The 17,243-nt window shown below is 61.8% G+C and carries 18 protein-coding genes; 7 read left to right on the plus strand and 11 right to left on the minus strand.

Annotation, left to right across the window (positions count from 1 at the left end; genetic code table 11):
• Nucleotides 1–11: 11 nt before the first annotated feature.
• A complete protein-coding gene (locus tag ACPJXG_RS22330) occupies nucleotides 12–452 on the minus strand; it encodes a Fur family transcriptional regulator (protein ID WP_035825393.1) in 441 nt (146 codons plus the stop codon).
• Between the two features lie 157 nt (nucleotides 453–609).
• Between ACPJXG_RS22330 and ACPJXG_RS22335 the strand changes: the two genes are divergently transcribed.
• Nucleotides 610–2,667 carry a TonB-dependent receptor domain-containing protein gene (locus ACPJXG_RS22335; protein ID WP_425252372.1) on the plus strand — a complete coding sequence of 686 codons (2,058 nt, stop codon included), beginning with the start codon at nucleotides 610–612 and terminating at the stop codon, nucleotides 2,665–2,667.
• Nucleotides 2,668–2,770: 103 nt separating this feature from the next.
• On the opposite strand, the gene ugpQ is transcribed toward ACPJXG_RS22335, so the two are convergent.
• Entirely contained in the window at nucleotides 2,771–3,514 is a 744-nt protein-coding gene (ugpQ, locus tag ACPJXG_RS22340) for a glycerophosphodiester phosphodiesterase (RefSeq protein ID WP_425252373.1), read from the minus strand.
• Between the two features lie 198 nt (nucleotides 3,515–3,712).
• On the opposite strand from ugpQ, the gene ACPJXG_RS22345 reads away from it, so the two are divergent.
• Nucleotides 3,713–4,831: a sensor histidine kinase gene (locus ACPJXG_RS22345; protein ID WP_425252374.1), complete on the plus strand. Its 1,119-nt coding sequence runs from the start codon at nucleotides 3,713–3,715 to the stop codon at nucleotides 4,829–4,831.
• Nucleotides 4,828–5,700 carry a LytR/AlgR family response regulator transcription factor gene (locus ACPJXG_RS22350; RefSeq protein ID WP_425252375.1) on the plus strand — a complete coding sequence of 291 codons (873 nt, stop codon included), beginning with the start codon at nucleotides 4,828–4,830 and terminating at the stop codon, nucleotides 5,698–5,700. The genes ACPJXG_RS22345 and ACPJXG_RS22350 overlap by 4 nt, the downstream gene beginning before the upstream one ends.
• Here ACPJXG_RS22350 and ACPJXG_RS22355 read toward each other — a convergent pair whose 3' ends face one another.
• Entirely contained in the window at nucleotides 5,701–6,027 is a 327-nt protein-coding gene (locus tag ACPJXG_RS22355) for a hypothetical protein (protein WP_099379466.1), read from the minus strand.
• A gap of 80 nt (nucleotides 6,028–6,107) precedes the next feature.
• Complete coding sequence (locus ACPJXG_RS22360; protein WP_425252376.1) at nucleotides 6,108–7,382, minus strand: MFS transporter; 1,275 nt, start codon at nucleotides 7,380–7,382, stop codon at nucleotides 6,108–6,110.
• Between the two features lie 108 nt (nucleotides 7,383–7,490).
• Here ACPJXG_RS22360 and ACPJXG_RS22365 point away from each other — a divergent pair, with 108 nt between their 5' ends.
• The gene (locus tag ACPJXG_RS22365; RefSeq protein ID WP_128140359.1) at nucleotides 7,491–8,393 is read left to right on the plus strand and encodes a LysR substrate-binding domain-containing protein; all 903 of its coding nucleotides are present in this window, start codon (nucleotides 7,491–7,493) and stop codon (nucleotides 8,391–8,393) included.
• A gap of 82 nt (nucleotides 8,394–8,475) precedes the next feature.
• On the opposite strand, the gene ACPJXG_RS22370 is transcribed toward ACPJXG_RS22365, so the two are convergent.
• From ACPJXG_RS22370 to ACPJXG_RS22385, 4 genes are all read right to left on the minus strand, one after another.
• Nucleotides 8,476–9,348 (minus strand): hypothetical protein, encoded by an 873-nt coding sequence (locus ACPJXG_RS22370; RefSeq protein ID WP_176389402.1) that lies wholly within the window; start codon nucleotides 9,346–9,348, stop codon nucleotides 8,476–8,478.
• 19 nt (nucleotides 9,349–9,367) lie between these two features.
• The gene (locus ACPJXG_RS22375; protein ID WP_035825364.1) at nucleotides 9,368–10,156 is read right to left on the minus strand and encodes a hypothetical protein; all 789 of its coding nucleotides are present in this window, start codon (nucleotides 10,154–10,156) and stop codon (nucleotides 9,368–9,370) included.
• On the minus strand, nucleotides 10,146–10,658 hold the full coding sequence (locus ACPJXG_RS22380) for a hypothetical protein (RefSeq protein ID WP_035828715.1): 513 nt from the start codon (nucleotides 10,656–10,658) through the stop codon (nucleotides 10,146–10,148). Before ACPJXG_RS22380 ends, ACPJXG_RS22375 begins: the two co-directional genes overlap by 11 nt.
• A 94-nt stretch (nucleotides 10,659–10,752) precedes the next feature.
• On the minus strand, nucleotides 10,753–11,046 hold the full coding sequence (locus tag ACPJXG_RS22385; RefSeq protein WP_010395442.1) for a DnaJ domain-containing protein: 294 nt from the start codon (nucleotides 11,044–11,046) through the stop codon (nucleotides 10,753–10,755).
• Nucleotides 11,047–11,207: 161 nt separating this feature from the next.
• Here ACPJXG_RS22385 and ACPJXG_RS22390 point away from each other — a divergent pair, with 161 nt between their 5' ends.
• The 3 genes from ACPJXG_RS22390 (at nucleotide 11,208) to ACPJXG_RS22400 (ending at nucleotide 15,952) form a co-directional block, all read left to right on the plus strand.
• A complete protein-coding gene (locus ACPJXG_RS22390; protein WP_035825362.1) occupies nucleotides 11,208–12,974 on the plus strand; it encodes a glutamine--tRNA ligase/YqeY domain fusion protein in 1,767 nt (588 codons plus the stop codon).
• Between the two features lie 214 nt (nucleotides 12,975–13,188).
• Entirely contained in the window at nucleotides 13,189–15,048 is a 1,860-nt protein-coding gene (locus ACPJXG_RS22395; protein WP_425252377.1) for a CHASE domain-containing protein, read from the plus strand.
• Nucleotides 15,049–15,238: 190 nt separating this feature from the next.
• Nucleotides 15,239–15,952, plus strand: a complete 714-nt coding sequence (locus ACPJXG_RS22400) for a glycine-rich domain-containing protein (RefSeq protein ID WP_176389399.1) — start codon at nucleotides 15,239–15,241, stop codon at nucleotides 15,950–15,952.
• A gap of 87 nt (nucleotides 15,953–16,039) precedes the next feature.
• Here ACPJXG_RS22400 and ACPJXG_RS22405 read toward each other — a convergent pair whose 3' ends face one another.
• The 3 genes from ACPJXG_RS22405 to ACPJXG_RS22415 all read right to left on the minus strand — a co-directional run bounded on the left by ACPJXG_RS22405 (nucleotide 16,040) and on the right by ACPJXG_RS22415 (nucleotide 17,219).
• On the minus strand, nucleotides 16,040–16,279 hold the full coding sequence (locus ACPJXG_RS22405) for a hypothetical protein (protein ID WP_029496207.1): 240 nt from the start codon (nucleotides 16,277–16,279) through the stop codon (nucleotides 16,040–16,042).
• Nucleotides 16,280–16,521: 242 nt separating this feature from the next.
• Nucleotides 16,522–16,791, minus strand: coding sequence for a hypothetical protein (locus ACPJXG_RS22410; protein WP_425252378.1), 270 nt, complete (start codon nucleotides 16,789–16,791; stop codon nucleotides 16,522–16,524).
• Nucleotides 16,792–16,958: 167 nt separating this feature from the next.
• On the minus strand, nucleotides 16,959–17,219 hold the full coding sequence (locus ACPJXG_RS22415; protein WP_035825355.1) for a hypothetical protein: 261 nt from the start codon (nucleotides 17,217–17,219) through the stop codon (nucleotides 16,959–16,961).
• Between the last annotated feature and the right edge of the window lie 24 nt (nucleotides 17,220–17,243).

Here is a 17,243-nt window from a genome sequence, read left to right on the forward strand (position 1 = left end):
GCCCTGCCCGCTCAGGCCGGGTCGTGGTGGCTGGCGCAGGCGTGCGGGGCTGTGCCAGCCACACTGGCGCCGGCGGCCGCATTGCAGTCGGCGCAGCGGCCGTACAGGGTCAGCTCGTGGCGCTCGACAACAAAGCCTTGCGGCGCCATGCGCTTCAAGTCACCCGGGCAATCGTGCACGTCGAACACGCGCTGGCACGTGGTGCACTGGAAATGGTGATGGTGGTGATTGGCGACAGCGTTCGACTCGTAGCGCGGGTTTTCGCCCGGCAAGGTGACCACGTGCACTTTTTCTTCCAGCACCAGGGACTTCAAGTTGCGGTAAACGGTGGCAATGCCGAGCTGCGTCACTTGCAAGCTGGCCTGTTCGAGGATTTCCTGCGCCGACAGGGGGCGCTGGGCCGACTCGATGGCGGCTTGAATAGCGGTTTTTTGACGTGTTGTGCGTTCCATAGCCGACAGAATACACCATCCGCCTCTATCTACCGCCCGGAAAAACTGTCACACAGTAATGATAATGGGTTATCATTATCAACTTAGGGCAGGCATTTACCTGTCACGCACTGCCCCAACCCTGCCAACACTGATAGCCGATAAGGAAATCTTGCCCATGTCCGTACGTCCTCACCAACCCACTCCCCTCGCGCTGGCCATCATGCTGGCCTTTGCCGCTCCCGCCAGCGCACTGGCGCAGCAGGCGACAATCTTGCCTGCCGTCACCGTCTCGGCCAGCGCGCTGGCCCTGGGCAGCGACGACATGAGCACGCCCGTCACCGTACTCGAAGGCGAGGCACTGGTGCTGGCAAGGGCAGCGACCCTCGGTGAAACCCTGGCCGGCCAGCCCGGCATCACGTCCAGCCATTTCGGCGCCGGCGCCAGCCGTCCCATCATCCGCGGCATGGATGGCCCGCGCGTGAAAGTGCTGTCCGATGGCGCCGAAGTGCAGGATGCCTCGACCATCAGCCCCGACCATGCCGTCGCGGCCGAACCGATGCTGTCGGAACAGATTGAAGTCTTGCGCGGCCCGTCCGCGCTGGCGTATGGCGGCGGCGCCGTCGGTGGCGTGGTCAATGTGATCGACAAGAAAATCCCCACGCGCGTGCCGGCAAAGGGCTTGGAGGGCAGCGCGGAAGTGCGCGCCAACTCGGGCGCGCGCGAAAAGGCGGGCGCCTTTGAAGTGACTGGCGGCTCCGGCAACATCGCCTTTCACGCGGAAGGCGTCAAGCGCGATGCGAAAGAATACAAGGTCGGCAGCGGCTGGGAAGGCGGCTCGAAAGTAGGCGGCAGCTACAACAAGACGGACACGGGCAGCGTGGGCGTGTCGTGGGTAGGTCAGCGCGGCTTCCTGGGCCTGGCCTTCACCAGCCAGCACGCGGAGTATGGCTTACCTGGCCACAACCACGAATTCGAAAGCTGCCACCCGCACGGCACGCATTTGCATTGCGGCGGCCACGAGGGCCACGGCCATGGCGACGAAGAAGAACATGAGCACGAGCATGAACACGAAAGCGTGCCCTACGTGAAACTGAAGAGCGAACGCTGGGATGTGCGCGGCGAATTGCGCGACCCCGTGCCCGGCTTCGCCAAGCTGCGCCTGCGCGCCGCGTTCACCGATTACAAGCACGATGAAATCGAAGGCACGGAAATCGCCACCACGTTCAAAAACAAGGGCCACGATGCACGCCTGGAAATGGAACACCATCCCGTCTTCGGCTGGCGCGGCGTAGTCGGCCTGCAAACGTCGAAGCGCGATTTCTCGGCCCTGGGCGAGGAAGCGTACGTGGCGCCGACGGTCACGAAGAAACACGCGGCTTTCCTGGTGGAAGAATACAAGCTCGACCAATGGCGCTTCGAAGCGGGCTTGCGCCACGAATGGCAAGACATCACGGTCGACAGCGCCACCTTGCAAGACCGCAGCGCCAAGGGCACCTCGATCTCCCTGGGCGCCGTGTGGAAATTTGCGCCGCAATATTCGCTCGGTTCGACCATTTCCCGCACGCACCGCCTGCCCAGCGCCGAGGAACTGTATGCGCATGGCGTGCACATGGCTACGGCCACGTATGAGCTGGGCAATGAAAACCTGGGCAAGGAAACGTCGAACAATATCGACTTGACCTTGCGCAAATATGCGGGCGCCACGACCTTCTCGGCCAGCGCCTACCGCAACAAGGTCGACAACTACATCTTCGGTTCCACCCTGGACAACCACGAAGGCTTCCAGCTGATCCAGTACGCCCAGCGCGACGCCACGTTCACGGGTGTCGAAGGCCAGATCCGCCAGCAACTGAACCCCATGTTCGGCGCCAGCGTATTCGGCGACTACGTGCGGGCCAAGCTGGCCGACGGCGGTGGCAACTTGCCGCGCATCCCGGCCCAGCGTTTTGGTGTGAAATTCGACGCCAACTGGCAGGCGTGGAGCGGCGTGGCCGAGCTCTACCGAGTGGGCAAGCAGGATAAAGTGGCCGCGTTCGAAACGGCAACGCCTGGCTACAACATGCTCAACCTCTCCGCCAACTACGACACGCGCATCGGCACGACGCCGGCCCAGTTCTACATCAAGGCGAACAACCTGACGAATGAGCTGGCGTACAGCCACACCTCGTTCATCAAGAATGCGGCGCCTTTGATGGGGCGCAATGTGACAGTAGGCATGCGCGTGACTTTCTAAGTTGTTTGAAACGTAGGTCGGCTTAGCGCGCAAGCGCGTAAGCCGACAACACCAGCGGCGCCAACAATGTTGTCGGATTACGGCGCTGCGCGCCTAATCCGACCTACGCCATGGATGGAATAATATCTATCCTGTCCGTACAAAACCCGTCCACGCCCCAGGCCAGCAGCTCGCTGGCCCGTTCGGACGTGTTGACGGTGTAGCAGAACAGTCCGTATCCCGCCTCCTTTACCTCTCGCGCCAGTTCCGGTGTCAGCTGTTGATGGTCGCAATGGATGGCCACCACGTCCAGCTCCTTCGCCTTTTTTACCCAATCATCCGGTATCTGTTCGACCAGCCAGCCGCGCGCCAGTTCCGGGGCCGCCTCGCGCGCCGCTTCCAATGCAGCGATGCTGAACGACGATAGCAACGGCAATAACTCTCCTGCCGCAATTTCCTTTGAGAAATAATCGCGCGTGGCGCGCGCCACGGTCTTGCCCGTGGGCACGTCGAAGCCGGGCGCCGGCTTGATTTCGATATTCATCCAGATGCGCTGCGCCTTGCAATAGTCCACCACGGCCTCGAACGTGGGCACGCCTTCGCCCGCGAATGCGGGGCCGAACCAGGCGCCCGCTTCCATTTCTCCCAACTGCGCGGCCGTGTAGTCATTGACCTGGCCGCTGCCGGCCACGGTGCGGCCCAGCTCGGGGTCGTGCACGACGACGGGCACGCCGTCGGACGCCAGCATGACGTCGAATTCCACGGCGCGGTAGCCGTAGGCGAGGCCGCAGCGCAGGGCGGCCAGGGTATTTTCAGGCGCCAGGGTGCCGCCGCCGCGGTGCGCCAGGGTGCGTGGATAGGGCCACATGGGATTTCCTTTATCGCAATTTTATGGATGCAAGACTGTCTTGCCATACTATCCCGTGCCAATGCTGAAAAGTAAAGCGGCCCCGTTTGGCGACGCGCCGCGGTGAATGGCGGCGCGCCAGTCCCGTTTCGTCGCAGCTCTGTTGCGCCCTGGCCTGCGCTGGCACACAATGCCCCATCGCTACCAGCAGACACCACCATGAAAACCGACGCTCCCTCCGCCGATACGCCAATAGCCAAGGCCAGGTCTCCGTACTACCGCATGCTGCACGATGCCCGCTACGCGCTGGCGCTGAACGTGATCTGCGCGCTTGTCATCACGTTCATCCTCAATCCGGGCAGCCATTTTGGCCAAAACCTGATCGCCTCGATGTGCATCGGCACGATCGCCTTCCTGCTGATCGACGGTGTGCGCCTGACGTTATGGGGCGCGGACCAGCGGCCCAGATTCCTGCCTTTCATGCTCATCATCCTGATTTCCGTGCCCGTGGCGCAAATACTGGGCTTGGCCCTGTTCAGCTGGCTGACGGGCGTGGACGTGGGGGGCTTTGAAAACCTGCTGCCCACGCAAATGATGGGCACACTCGTATTCACCCTGCTGGCCACGGGAGGCGCCGTGCTGTTTTTCTCCAGCCGCGAAAAGATTGCCCGCCTGCAAATGGCGGCAGCCGAGGAAAAAGCCCGCGCCGAATCCGTGGCGCGCCAGGCCATGCAGGCCCAGCTGCAGCTGCTGCAGGCGCAGATCGAACCGCACATGCTGTTCAATACCCTGGCCAACCTGCAGGGCCTGATCAGCTTTGACCCGGAGCGCGCCCAGTTGCTGCTCGACCAGCTAATCCAGTATCTGCGCGCCACGCTTTCTTCCTCGCGCGCCGAGTCCACCACCCTGGAGCAGGAATTTTCCCTGATGCAAGCCTACCTGGGCCTGATGTCGATCCGCATGGGCGCGCGCCTGCGCTTTACCTTGGACTTGCCCGAGGCTTTGCGCCAGGTCAAGGTGCCGCCCATGCTGCTGCAGCCGCTGGTGGAAAACGCCATCCAGCACGGCCTGGAACCGAAGATCGAAGGCGGCCATATCCACGTGCAGGCCTCCACCGACGGCGGCGTGCTGATTCTTACCGTCAGCGACGATGGCCTGGGCCTCGACCATCCGGGCCAGACCAAGGGCACGCAGCTGGGCGTCGCGAATATCCGCGAACGCCTGCGCGGCATGCATGGCGATACCGCCAGCCTGTCGCTGATCGCCAACCATCCGGCAGGCGCGACCGCCCGCCTGACATTCCCCCATCCATCCACCATCACGAGTCCCCTCGCATGAGCCAATACACTCCACGCGCGCCACGCGCCCTGATCGCCGAAGACGAACCGATACTCGCCGCCGCCCTCGCGCACGCCTTGCAGCGGCTGTGGCCGGAACTCGACATCGTTGCCACCTGCCCCAATGGCGTGGAAGCCTTGCGGCAAGGCCTGGCGCTGCAACCCGACATCCTCTTTCTCGACATCAAGATGCCAGGCAAGACGGGCCTGGAAGCGGCCGAGGAACTGGCGGAACAGTGGCCCGACGGCGTTGCGTTTCCCCACATCGTGTTTGTGACCGCCTACGACGAATATGCGCTGGCCGCTTTCGAGCACGCGGCCGCCGACTACGTCTTAAAACCCGTCAACGATGCGCGACTGGGCAAGACGGTGGAACGGCTGCAGCAGCGCTTGCGCGACAGCGGCGGTGGCAGCGGCACCGCCGCAACCACAGTAACGGCAGCAGCAGCGCCAACCACCACGGCAACGCAGGCAGCCGGATCCACCAGCGACGACAACATGGCCCGCCTGCTAAGCCAGCTGCAAGCCATGCTGCCGCCCGCCCCGCGCCTGCAAATGATACGGGCCGCCGTCGGCAACAGCGTGCGCATGATCGCGCTGGCCGACGTCGTGTATTTCGAAGCGCTGGACAAATACATCAACGTCGTGTGCCAGGACAGCGAAGCGCTGATACGCACGAGCCTGAAGGAACTCTTGCCCCAGCTGGACCCGCAACAATTCTGGCAAATCCACCGGGGCACCATCGTCAACGCCAGCGCCATCGCCACGGCCGTGCGCGATGAGGCCGGCAAGCTGTCGCTGACCCTGCGCCAGCACCCGGCGCAACTGCGCGTCAGCCCTTTATATGCGCATTTGTTCCGCCAGATGTAACTAATGTAGCTGGTGCTTCAGGTCCGACAACTCATCGTGCACCTTGAGCACGGCGCTCTTCATTTCCGGCGTGACGCTGGCCGCCGTGCCGCAGGCCCGCTTGGCGCGGTCGCCCAAGGATTCCATCTGGTCGACAGCTTGCCGGATGCGCGCATCGTCTTGCGTGTCGATGGCTTGCCGTACGGCGCTCTTTTGCTGGTCCAACTGGTTGATGCAATCCTTCAAGTCCATCGGCATGCCCTGCTGCTTGCCGCACAGCTGGGCCGCCTGGCCGATCGCGTGTTCGATGGCGCCAAAGCGCCGTGCCACTTCCTTTACCTGCATCATGATGATCTCCTGTTCGCGTGGTGTCCGGGTTGGATCACCAAGCTGGCACAGGGTTCCCCGCCACGGCCAAATCGCAGGACTCAGCCCACCGCTTCGCGCGCCCCCAGCGGCTGCAAATGGCGCAGGCGCAAGGCGATCAGCACGCCGCCGCCCAGGCACAGTCCCAGCATGATGACCACGCCCGTCCAGCCGTCGAAGCCCCACATCATGCCCGAGGCGGAACCGATCAGGCTCGATCCCAGGTAATAGAACAGCAGGTAGAAGGCCGACGCCAGCGCCTGCGGCGCGCGGGCGCGGCGGCTGACCCAGCTGCTGGCGATCGAGTGCGAGGCAAAGAAGCCAAAAGTGGCCAGCGCCATGCCGATGACGATCAGCGGCAGGGAATCGAACAGGGTCAATAAAATGCCGGACAGCATCACCGACAGCATAATCCACAGCACGCCCCGGCGTCCCAGCCGATCCACCAGGCGCCCGGCCCAGACGGAACTGAAGATACCGATCAGGTACAGGAAGGCCAGCAAGCCGACTGTGCTCTGGCGCAAGCCAAATGGCGCGGCCAGCAGGCGGTAGCCGATGTAGTTATACAGGCTGACGAAACAGCCCATCAGCACGAACGCCAGGCAGAACAGCCACGGCAAACCCTTATCGGAAAAATGCTGTTTTATCGCGTGCGGCAAGGCATTCCAACCTTTGGTACTGGGCACGAAATTTTTCGATGCGGGCAGGCTGCGCCAGAATTCCATGGCGGCCAGCACGCCGGCCACGCCCAGCACGCCCAGGGCCCAGCGCCACGAGAGGAAATCGCTGAGCATGGACGCGATCAGCCGGCCCGACATGCCGCCAAACGCGCTGCCCGCAATATACAAGCCCATCGACAGCCCCAGGGACGGCCCCTCGATTTCCTCGCCCAGATACGCCATGGCCACGGCCGGCATGCCGCCCAGGGCCACGCCCAGCGCGGCGCGGATCGCCAGCAGCTGCGCATAATCCTGCGCAAACGCGGACAAAATGGTGAGAATCGCGGCGGAAAACATCGACGCCACCATCAGCGGTTTGCGCCCGACCCGGTCCGACACGGCGCTCAGCAGCACCAAGGAAATGGCCAGCAAGCCGCTCGACACGGACAAGGACCAGCTGCTTTGCGCCGGCGTCAGATGAAACTGCTGCGACAGCAGCGGGAACAGGGGCTGGATGCAATACAGCAAGCTGAAGGTGGAAAAGCCGCCGAAGAACAGGGCGCGGTTGCTGCGCTTGAATTCGATGGAACCCTTGGCGATGGCCGTGCGGGGAACGGGAGCAGAAACCGGAATGGCGGATGGGGCAGCGGGGGCAAAGGCAAGCGATGAATCAGACATGGCCGTGTTTCGAAGAAGGAGCGAGTCTTCATCTTAGGATTGCCAACTCATATCGTCCAATATATATTCAAGGCCCAACTCATACTTTAAAACGATTACTGGACGAATATGGAACTGCGCCACTTGCGTTACTTTGTCGCCGTCGCCGAGGAGCTGCACTTCACGCGTGCGGCCGAGCGCCTGCACATCGGCCAGCCGCCGCTGAGCCAACAGATCCAGGCACTGGAAGCGGAATTGGGTGCGCAGTTGTTTGAGCGCAACAAGCGCTCCGTGCGCCTGACAGAAGCAGGCCGCCTGTTCCTCGACGATGCGCGGCGCATCCTGGCCCTGTCGGAACAGGCAGCCGTCACGGCGCGCCGGGCACAGCGGGGCGAAGCGGGTGAGTTGCGCATCGGTTTTACGTTTTCCACGCCGTTCACGCCGTATTTCGCTACAGTCATCAACCGCTACCGCCAGCAGTTTCCGCACGTCACCTTGACCTTGCACGAGATGGCGACCCTGCATCAGCTCGAAGCGATCAGCGGCCGCACCATGGACCTGGGCTTCGTGCGCCCGCCGGAAACGACGTATCCATCCGATATCAAGCTGACGCAACTGCGCCAGGATCCGCTGTTCCTCGTCTTGCCCGTCGCCCACGCGCTGGCGGCCAAGGATGCGATTGCCATCGCCGACATGGCGGGCGAAGGCTTTGTCATGTACCCCAAGGATGCGGGCACGGGGATTTATCCGCAGATCTTCCGCCTGTGCAAGGCGGCCGGCTTCGTGCCCCAGGTGGCGCAGGAAGCGGGCGAAGCGTCAACCATCATCGGCCTGGTGGCGGCCGGCTGCGGCATTTCCGTGCTGCCCGCCTCGTTCGACCGCATCCGCATGGATGGCGTGTGCTACCGCCCCATCGCCGACCCGCAGGCGACGACCAGCTTATTACTTGCACAAAGGGAAGAAGAGACGTCGCCGCTGGTGGCGGCGTTTGTAAAACTGGCCGAAGAAGCGGCCATGGAAGAGAAAGAATAGGCCGATGAGGTCGGCGTAGGTCGGCGTAGGTCGGATTAGGCCGCAGGCCGTAATCCGACAATCGCATGCGTCAAGTCGCAGGTCACGAATAATCCGCATCCAGCTCCGAACCCGCATAATTTTCCAGATCCTCGAACAGGCTCTTCATGCTGGCCCGCGTGAGGATTTTATGCACGACGGTGCAGCTGCGGCGGTACGACTCTATGCGGTCGAGCAACACGGGATGGTGCTGCACGGGCACCTTGGCCACCAGGGCGGCCCAGCCTTCCTCGAAGTCGGGCTTGTTCTTGCGCACGGAACGCACGAAGCGTTCAAACTCCTTCTGGCCCGTGCGCGCGATGATGCGTCCCCCGCCTTCGATGGCGAAGATGATGGCCAGGGCGATGACGCCCTCGGCATTCAAGTCGCTGTCGCTGACGGGACCGTTGTCATGGTGGCGGCGCAGCCAGCCGGCCAGGCGCACGACGGCTTGCACTTCCTTGCGCTGTTGCAACTGCACGGCATACTTTTCATAGCCGGCCCAGTTCTGGTTCGGGTCGGCCTGGCAAATATCGATGAACAGCTCGCGCAGGCGCCGCTGCAGGTAGACGGGGTCCTGGTCGTATTCACCGACGAGGGCGTCTTCGGGCAGCTGCGACAATTCCTTGATCAGGCGAAAGCCTACCTGGAACGCGTGCTCGGCGCCGTGCTCGACGAGGAAGTCGAGGGCCGCCTGGTCGCCTTCATGCGTGACGGCCTGCTCCAGGCCCAAGGACACGCCGCCCACCGTCAGGAACAGCGCTTTCTGGATGCCGTCGGCCGTGCGTTCATTCGTGAACTTCTCGGCTACCATGGCCGTGATGCCCGTCAATTCGTCGGCCAGGTTCAGGGCCGCGTCTTCGCGCGGGTCGCCCGGCAACAGTTTGATGGCGCGCACCAGGCGCGGAAGATTCTCTACAACAATTGCTGGCAGCATTAGACGTTCCCTGCTTTCATTACGAGAAAATACCGGTGCCCAGGCTGCGGCGCGTGCTGGAGCGTGGCGCGCTGCGCGTGCTCGGCACTTGCTTGCGCAGGCGGTACAGCAATTCCTTGGTGCTCCGCTGCAACATGGTCGGCTCTTCGTCCGGGTCGTCCGAATATTCCGCGTCGGCCAGGTCGGCGCTGTGGCGGAAGTCGGGGAACAGCTCGAACAGCGAGCGGTCCCAGCCGTCTTCATTCGCTTGCGCCAGCTCGATGGCCAGCGGCACGACGTCGTTGTCGGACGAGGTCACGCCCGTCACGTACGGTCCCTTGATGACGATTTCGCCCGCCACTTCGAGGATTTCCTTCGGCGCCATCGAGAACAAAATGGCGAACGCCGTGGCGCCCCAGTCGGTGGCCGATGCTTCCAGCAGCAGCTCGCGGCGGCGCTCGGCGTCGTCGGTGGAGAACACCACGCCGTGGATGTGCGCGAACAGCGACTCGGCGATGCGTTCCGGATCGTCCTCGATCTGGTCGTCGCTCCACGTGGCGGCGATGAAGGCCAGGCTGTCGGCCCAGGCTTTCGGCGGCACCAGCAGGGTGGCCAGCGACATCTTGCCGCCATCAAAGCCGGCCAGATGCAGGGCCGTCACCTGCGGCGGGATGGCACTCAGCACTTCCACCACGGCCAGGTCGCCATACTGGTCGGCCGCATCGGCAAACGCCTGCTCGGCGTGGCCCAGCGAACCGGACAGTACCAATTCCGTGACCTGTTTCGTCAGCGCGGGAAGATTGCTCTTTTGTTCCGTGTTATCGGCCATGGTCATCTCCATCCTGGTCAAACATCTGGGCAAAATCGTCGGTGGCTTCGTCTTCGTCGTGATCGTCGTCGCCGTCGTCATTGGCGGCCAGCTGGTCGAGCGACTGGTCGTCGTCGTCCCACAGGCGCGGGTTCTTGTGCAGGAAAGCCGTGATGATGGCCTGGCGCGCCAGGTCGGGGAAGCTCTCTTCGATGGCGGCGTACATCTTGGCCGCTTCCGGCGCGGCGCAGGCGGCCATGGAAAACACGCGGGCCGTATCGCCGAACTCGTAGTCTTCGCTTTCGGCCAGCAAGCCTTTCGGGTCGCTGAAGGTGATGTGGTCGACCAGCGCGAAGGCCAGCATGTTCACGTCTTCGATGCCGCCGCCGCTCGCGTATTCGCCGACCAATGCATCGACCATGCTCTTGTAGTTCTTGCGGTTCGGCGGGTCGCCGAGGATGCCTTCGATCTGGCCTTCCAGCTCGCGCGACTGGTACGCGAATTCAGGGTGTACTCTTCTCATGCTGTGCTTTCCAATGTGATGCGCGGCGCTGATAAAAGCGCCGTTGTTGTTGTTTTTCAAATCATTCGGGCTGGCCGGGCGGCCGCCGGCAGGCTTAGTCTGCCGGCAGTACCGTGCCGTGCAGGCGGAACACGCCGCACCACAGGGCATAGGCTTCCGCTTCCGGGTCGATGATGATGCGGTGGTTCACGCTCTGGTCGTATTCGGCGCGCTTGGCCGGGTCGGCCAGGATTTCATACGCCTTGGTCACGCTCTTGAAGCGCGCCTCGGCGCCGGGAGCCTGGTTGCGGTCGGGGTGGAAGCGCATGGCCAGCGAACGGTAAACCTTCTTGATTTCATCGTCGCTGGCATTGGGCGCGACACCGAGGACGTTATATAAATTTTCCATAAAAGGCTCCGGGGTCACGTTTTTCTACTAATTAAAGGCGAATTATCCTATAGAACGGCGTCGGCGTCGCTTGCATGCCGGGAAATGGGGCCAAATACGTGCTTATAAAGCGCTTGCGGTACGGTAAAATGCTTTTTACTGTCACTCTTCCGCATTGATCAATGAGCAACGATAAACCGAATACCGCCGCGCCAGCGCTGGCGCCCAATTTCTTGCGTAACATCATCGAAGCCGACCTGGCCGCCGGCGCCCACGTGCGTCCCGGCCTGCCCCAGGTGATCACGCGTTTCCCGCCGGAGCCGAACGGCTACCTGCACGTGGGCCACGCCAAGTCGATCTGCGTCAACTTCGGCCTGGCGCGCGATTACGCCGGCCAGTGCAACCTGCGCTTCGACGATACCAATCCGGCGAAGGAAGAGCAGGAATACGTCGACACCATCATGGACAGCGTGAAATGGCTGGGCTTTGACTGGGAGCCAAAGCAGGCCGATGGCCAGAGCCACCTGCATTACGCGAGCGACTATTTCGACCAGCTGTACGCGATGGCCGAGTACCTGATCACGGCCGGCTTCGCCTATGTGGACAGCCAGAGCGCCGAAGACATGGCCGCCAACCGCGGCAATTTCGGCCAGGCCGGCAAGAATTCGCCGTTCCGCGACCGTCCGCGCGACGAATCGCTGGCCCTGTTCCGCGCCATGAAGGCGGGCCAGTTCAAGGATGGCGAACACATCCTGCGCGCGAAGATGAGCGAAGATGCCATGAGTTCGCCGAACATGAACTTGCGCGACCCGGCCATCTACCGCATCCGCCACGCGCATCACCACCGCACGGGCGATGCCTGGTGCATCTATCCGATGTACGACTACACGCACCCGATCTCGGATGCGCTGGAAAACATCACGCATTCGATCTGCACGCTGGAATTCCAGGATCACCGTCCGTTCTATGACTGGCTGCTGGAAACCCTGTCGGCCGGCGGCTTCTTTGCCAAGCCGGTGCCGCACCAGTTCGAATTCTCGCGCCTGAACCTGACCTACATCGTCACCAGCAAGCGCAAGCTGCGCCAGCTGGTGGAAGAAAAAATCGTCGATGGCTGGGACGACCCGCGCATGCCGACCCTAGTGGGCATGCGCCGCCGCGGCTACACGCCGGAAGCGATTCAATTGATGTGCGAACGCACGGGCGTAACCAAGTCCGACGGCTGGATCGACTACAGCGTGCTCGAAGGCTGTTTGCGCGAAGATCTGGACCCGAAAGCGCCGCGCACGGTGGCCGTGCTGCGTCCGTTGAAACTGATCATCGACAATTTCCCTGAAAACGACAGCGTGGAATGCACGGCGCCCGTGCACCCGCACTTCCCCGAGCGCGGCTTGCGCACCTTCCCCATCTCGCGCGAGCTGTGGATCGAGGAAGACGACTTCATGGAAGTGCCAAATAAAGGCTATTTCCGTTTGTATCCGCCGATCGACGACAAGCCGGGCAGCAAGGTTCGCCTGCGCTATGGCTATGTGATCGAGTGCACGGGCTTTGACAAGGATGAAAACGGCAAGGTCATCGCCGTGCATTGCACCTACTTCCCGGACAGCAAGTCGGGCACGGAAGGCAGCGCCAATTACAAGGTCAAGGGCAATATGCACTGGGTCAGCGCGCCGACGGCGATTCCCGCCGAAGTGCGCCTGTACGACCGCCTGTTTACAGACCCGCAGCCGGACGCGGGCGGCAAGGACTTCAAGCTGGCTCTGAATCCGCTGGCCAAGGAAGTGGTGCAAGCGTGGCTGGAACCGGGTGCGGAACTGGCCCAGCCGGAACAGCGCTTCCAGTTCGAGCGCCACGGCTATTTCGCGGCCGACCGCGTGGACAGCCAGCCTGGCAAGCCCGTCTTCAACCGCATCGTCACCCTGAAAGACAGCTGGCAGCCCGCCAAATAGAGGCTGGACGGCACACGAAAAAAACCGCTGCGGCGGTTTTTTTTCGTTTCAACCATATATATCACCTGAGAATATTGCCAGTTGACTATATTCACGATAATTTTGTATATTAGGCAGCTATTGAGCAATTTACAATGTCGATGGCGCTTCTACAACGCAGTCCAGCCTCCGCCACCCAGGCGGCACCCGATTCCTCTTCCTGATGCGGATGGCGATGTCTTCTACTGCCGGCGAACACCCCTTATCTGTTGAAAAAAGACCGCTGTGGCTGCTCGGCTTTGTGATGTCGATGATGGTGGGCCTGTTGTTCTACATGGCAGCCTCGCTGTCGATCGAAAGCGATGCCAGCGAACAGTTCAACAATCTGGCGCGCAATACCCGGAAAAGCATCGAATCACGCACCAAATCGTATGCCAACCTGCTGCGCGGCACCGCCAGCCTGTTCCACGCCAATGCGCACGTGAGCCGCGAGCAATTTCACCGCTACGTGGCAAACCTCGCCCTGCAGCAGAACTATCCGGGCGTGATGAATCTCAATTACAGCCAGGAACTCGACGAGACGCAGCGCGCCGCCTTCGAAGCGGCCATGCAACACGACTATCCACCCGGGCGCGACGGCTATCCGGCGTTTGCCATCCATCCGCCCGTCCCGCGCGCCCATTATTCCGTGCTCGTCTACGTCGAACCGATCGCCAGCGCCCCGGACAAGTATGGCTATGACATCGCCTCGCGCCCCCTGATCGCCGAAACGCTGGCGCAGTCGCGCGATTCCGGCAACGTCAGCAATTCCGGCATGCCCGTGCCGATGGACGGCCGCCCCCAATTGACGGCCATGGCCATGCGCCTGCCCGTGTACCGCTTCGGCATGCCGGTCGCTACGGTGGAGCAGCGGCGCGCCGCTTACCAGGGTTCCGTCGGCATCGGCTACGACCTGGTGTCGATGATGCGCAGCGCCCTGGCCGACATGCCGGTACGCAACGTCCGCCTGACCGTGTTCGATATCGGCCCGCAGGCGCCGGAACGGCCGGACTTGCCGCTGCAGTTGCCGCACGACATGCGCCCCATCTTCGACAGCACGACGGCGGGCATGCATGCGCCATGGTGGCAGCCCGGCAGCTCGGGCCGCTATCTGAGCAGTACGATGCTGATCGAACACAATGGCCGCGTGTGGCAAGCGCTGTTCAGCGTGCGCAAGAGCGACCTGTATTCACGCTTCGACGCCTTCCTGCCGTGGCTGGCCCTGCTGATCGGCTGTGCCAGCACCATGCTGCTGTATATGCTGTTCCACACCCTGGCGTCGTCGCGCCGGCGCGCCATCCAGATGGCGACGGGCATGACGGAAGAATTGCGCGCCAGCCAGATCCGCCTGCAACTGTCGCACCAGAAACTGCGCCGGCTGGCGGCGCACGCCGACCAGATCAAGGAAGAAGAACGCAAGCGCATCGCGCGCGAAATCCACGACGACCTGGGACAGAACCTGCTGGTGCTGCGCATCGACGCCGACATGCTGGCCTCGCGCACGCAACGCCGCCATCCGCGCCTGAACGCCCGCGCCCGCTCGACCCTGGAGCAGATCGACGCCACCATCAAGAGCGTGCGGCAAATCATCAACGACTTGCGCCCTACCGTGCTGGACCTGGGCGTGAATGCGGCCGTCGAGTGGCAGGTGGCGCAATTTCGCCAGCGCACGGGCATCGCTTGCGAAGTGAACGAAAGCCATGACGACATTTGCCTCAGCGATCAATGCGCGACGGCCCTGTTCCGCATCCTGCAAGAGTCGCTCAGCAATATTTCCCAGCATGCGAATGCCAGCCGCGTGCAAGTCAAGCTGGAAAAGTGCCGCGATACGGTGTCCATGAGCATCAGCGACAACGGCGTGGGCGCGGCCATCGACGGGCGCAACAAGCTGGGCTCGTTTGGCCTGGTGGGCATCGAGGAACGCATAAAATTGCTGGGCGGCACTTTTTACATCGAAAGCAGCCCCGGCGCCGGCATGAGCGTGCACGTCAGCGTGCCGCTGGGCGCGGACGCCACCGCCTTTCCCTACCAGGAAGAAAGCCGGGCCAGCAGCTGACAGGCGCGCGCCCGCATGAAGCAAGCTCAGCTTGCATATTTCGTAATTAGATGCAATATTGATGTAGAACAACTCAGCGTGCCCGCCCGCCATGGGCCAGGCATTCCTCGACCACTTGCCAGGAGTACACAGCCGCCGCTTTCCCTTGCTTCACCGTATTTCCCACAACGCTCTTTACAAAAGGACATTCATGGATACGAACGACAGTTTCAAGGCAATTGCAGATTTGAATTTGGACGCGATCAAGGTCAAGCTGATGCACCGTGAGTCAGGCGAAGGATGGAGCCTGGAGAAGGCGAATGCGGTGGAATTCGAATACCGCCGCTTCCTGATCCTGATGAAACAATTTCCACAAGAAGAGACGGCACCGCTGATGGACGTCGATACCTTCTGGCACTACCACATCCTCGACACCCTGAAATATGCGGCGGACTGCGAACAGGTGTTCGGCTACTTCCTCCACCACTTCCCGTACATCGGCTTGCGCGGCGAAGACGACGAAGCGGCGCACCACCGCGTGGGCGAGCGCATGAAGCAATTGTATGAGCAAACGTTCGGGGAAGATTATATCCGCGCAGAAACGGCGTATTCGGGGCGTGCGGTACAGGCGGCGTATTCGGGACGGGCGATACAAGCGGCGTATTCAGGACGGGCTGTGCAAACAGCATTTTCCAGTGCGGCGGTACAGGCGACGGCTTACTCGGGCCGGGCCGTGCAGACGGCGTTTTCCAGTGCGGCGGTACAGGCGACGGCGTATTCGGGCCGCGCGACCGGGCTTGCCAGCACCGCATTTTCCAGCGCACCAGCCTCATTGACGGCAGCGGTGGTCAAGTCGTCCTCGACTGGCCAGGAAATGGGGCGTTTCTATGTCGATCGTCCGGTACTGAACCGCGACGCGCAATAGAAAAGCGGAAAACAGATGTGGCTGCCGCACGCGGCAAGCCTGACTTACCCAGACGGCACCTCTCAGTTTGCCGTCTGTCAGGCGCTCTTAGGCAGCCATCAACTCGCGCAATTCACGAATGCTGAAATCGCTGATTTCATGCATGCGGATAAGGATCGTGGCGCCGATCGGCAAGGTATTGTGACGAATCTTGCTGATGACCGGTGGCGCCACTTCCAGAGCTCGCGACAAGGCGGCATCATTTTTCAGTTGCAGCTTGTCGATGATCGCGTCGAGGACGCGATTCGGGTTGTAGGTAGGCAAAGAGGTAATTTGTTTGAGAGACATGATCAAAAATCCGTACTTGTTGTATTAGAGCAATAAGAAACCGAATGTCTCTTCTGCAATAATTCAGGGTAAACACACTAAAAAGCGCCATCACTTATGCGGCTTTTACGCCGCAAACAATATAATACACGCTATTGTTGATTTTTGCGTAACTTAAAGCAAAATTGTGATAATTGAAGAGAATTGACGCACCTGGAATGTGCTAGAGGATAACTCAAATCGGGAAAGTTTGCTGCACGTCATCAGTTTTTACGATGAGCAACACCGCTATGCATGAGCCAGGCTATCGCCATGAGGGTGCTCAGGCGGGCCATTTCCGCGGATAAATGCCAGCCTTGCACGGCCACGCCGGCCGGAGTGGCCGGAACGCAAGTGCATCCGGCATCGTCCACACGGCACCAGGCCAGTTGCCGGCGAATTTCATCGGGTGGTGGCGGCGGCTGCAGCGCGTGTTCACGCCTGCGCATATAGGCGCGCACCTGTTCCTTGCTGGGATGACTCGTCGCTCGCATGGCTCGCTCCTGCTGACGGGAAACAGCGTCACGCTCTGCAGAGCTCGCCACAAGAGCCCAGACGCGTGACGACATCGCTCACCATATCGCCAGCGCGCCATGGCACGTTTGCGCTGCATCAAATGGCAAGGCCCCGGCGTTGCGCCGAAGCCCGTACTGCCCCATCCTTACTTCTTTTGCTGGCGCACGCGCTGCTGCTGTTTTTCCTGCGTTTGCTGGCGATTCTGTTTGCGCTCGAACAGGGTGACCGCATCTTTCTTGGCTTGCTCGGCGGTACGCATTTCTTCATGCGCATCGTGCGGGACAAAAAATTCGGCGTCCTGCGCCGCCACCACCAGCTTGATGGCGGCCTCGTCGTCGAGGTCGTACAGTTCCGTCAGGACGGTGGTGACCTCGTCCAGGTATTCTTCGTAAGTGAGGGTGCTCATGCGGTATTCCTTAAGTGAGTGGCG

Origin of the sequence: Janthinobacterium sp. NFX145 (assembly GCF_049810325.1) — a bacterium.
GTDB classification, from domain to species: Bacteria; Pseudomonadota; Gammaproteobacteria; order Burkholderiales; family Burkholderiaceae_D; genus Janthinobacterium; species Janthinobacterium rivuli.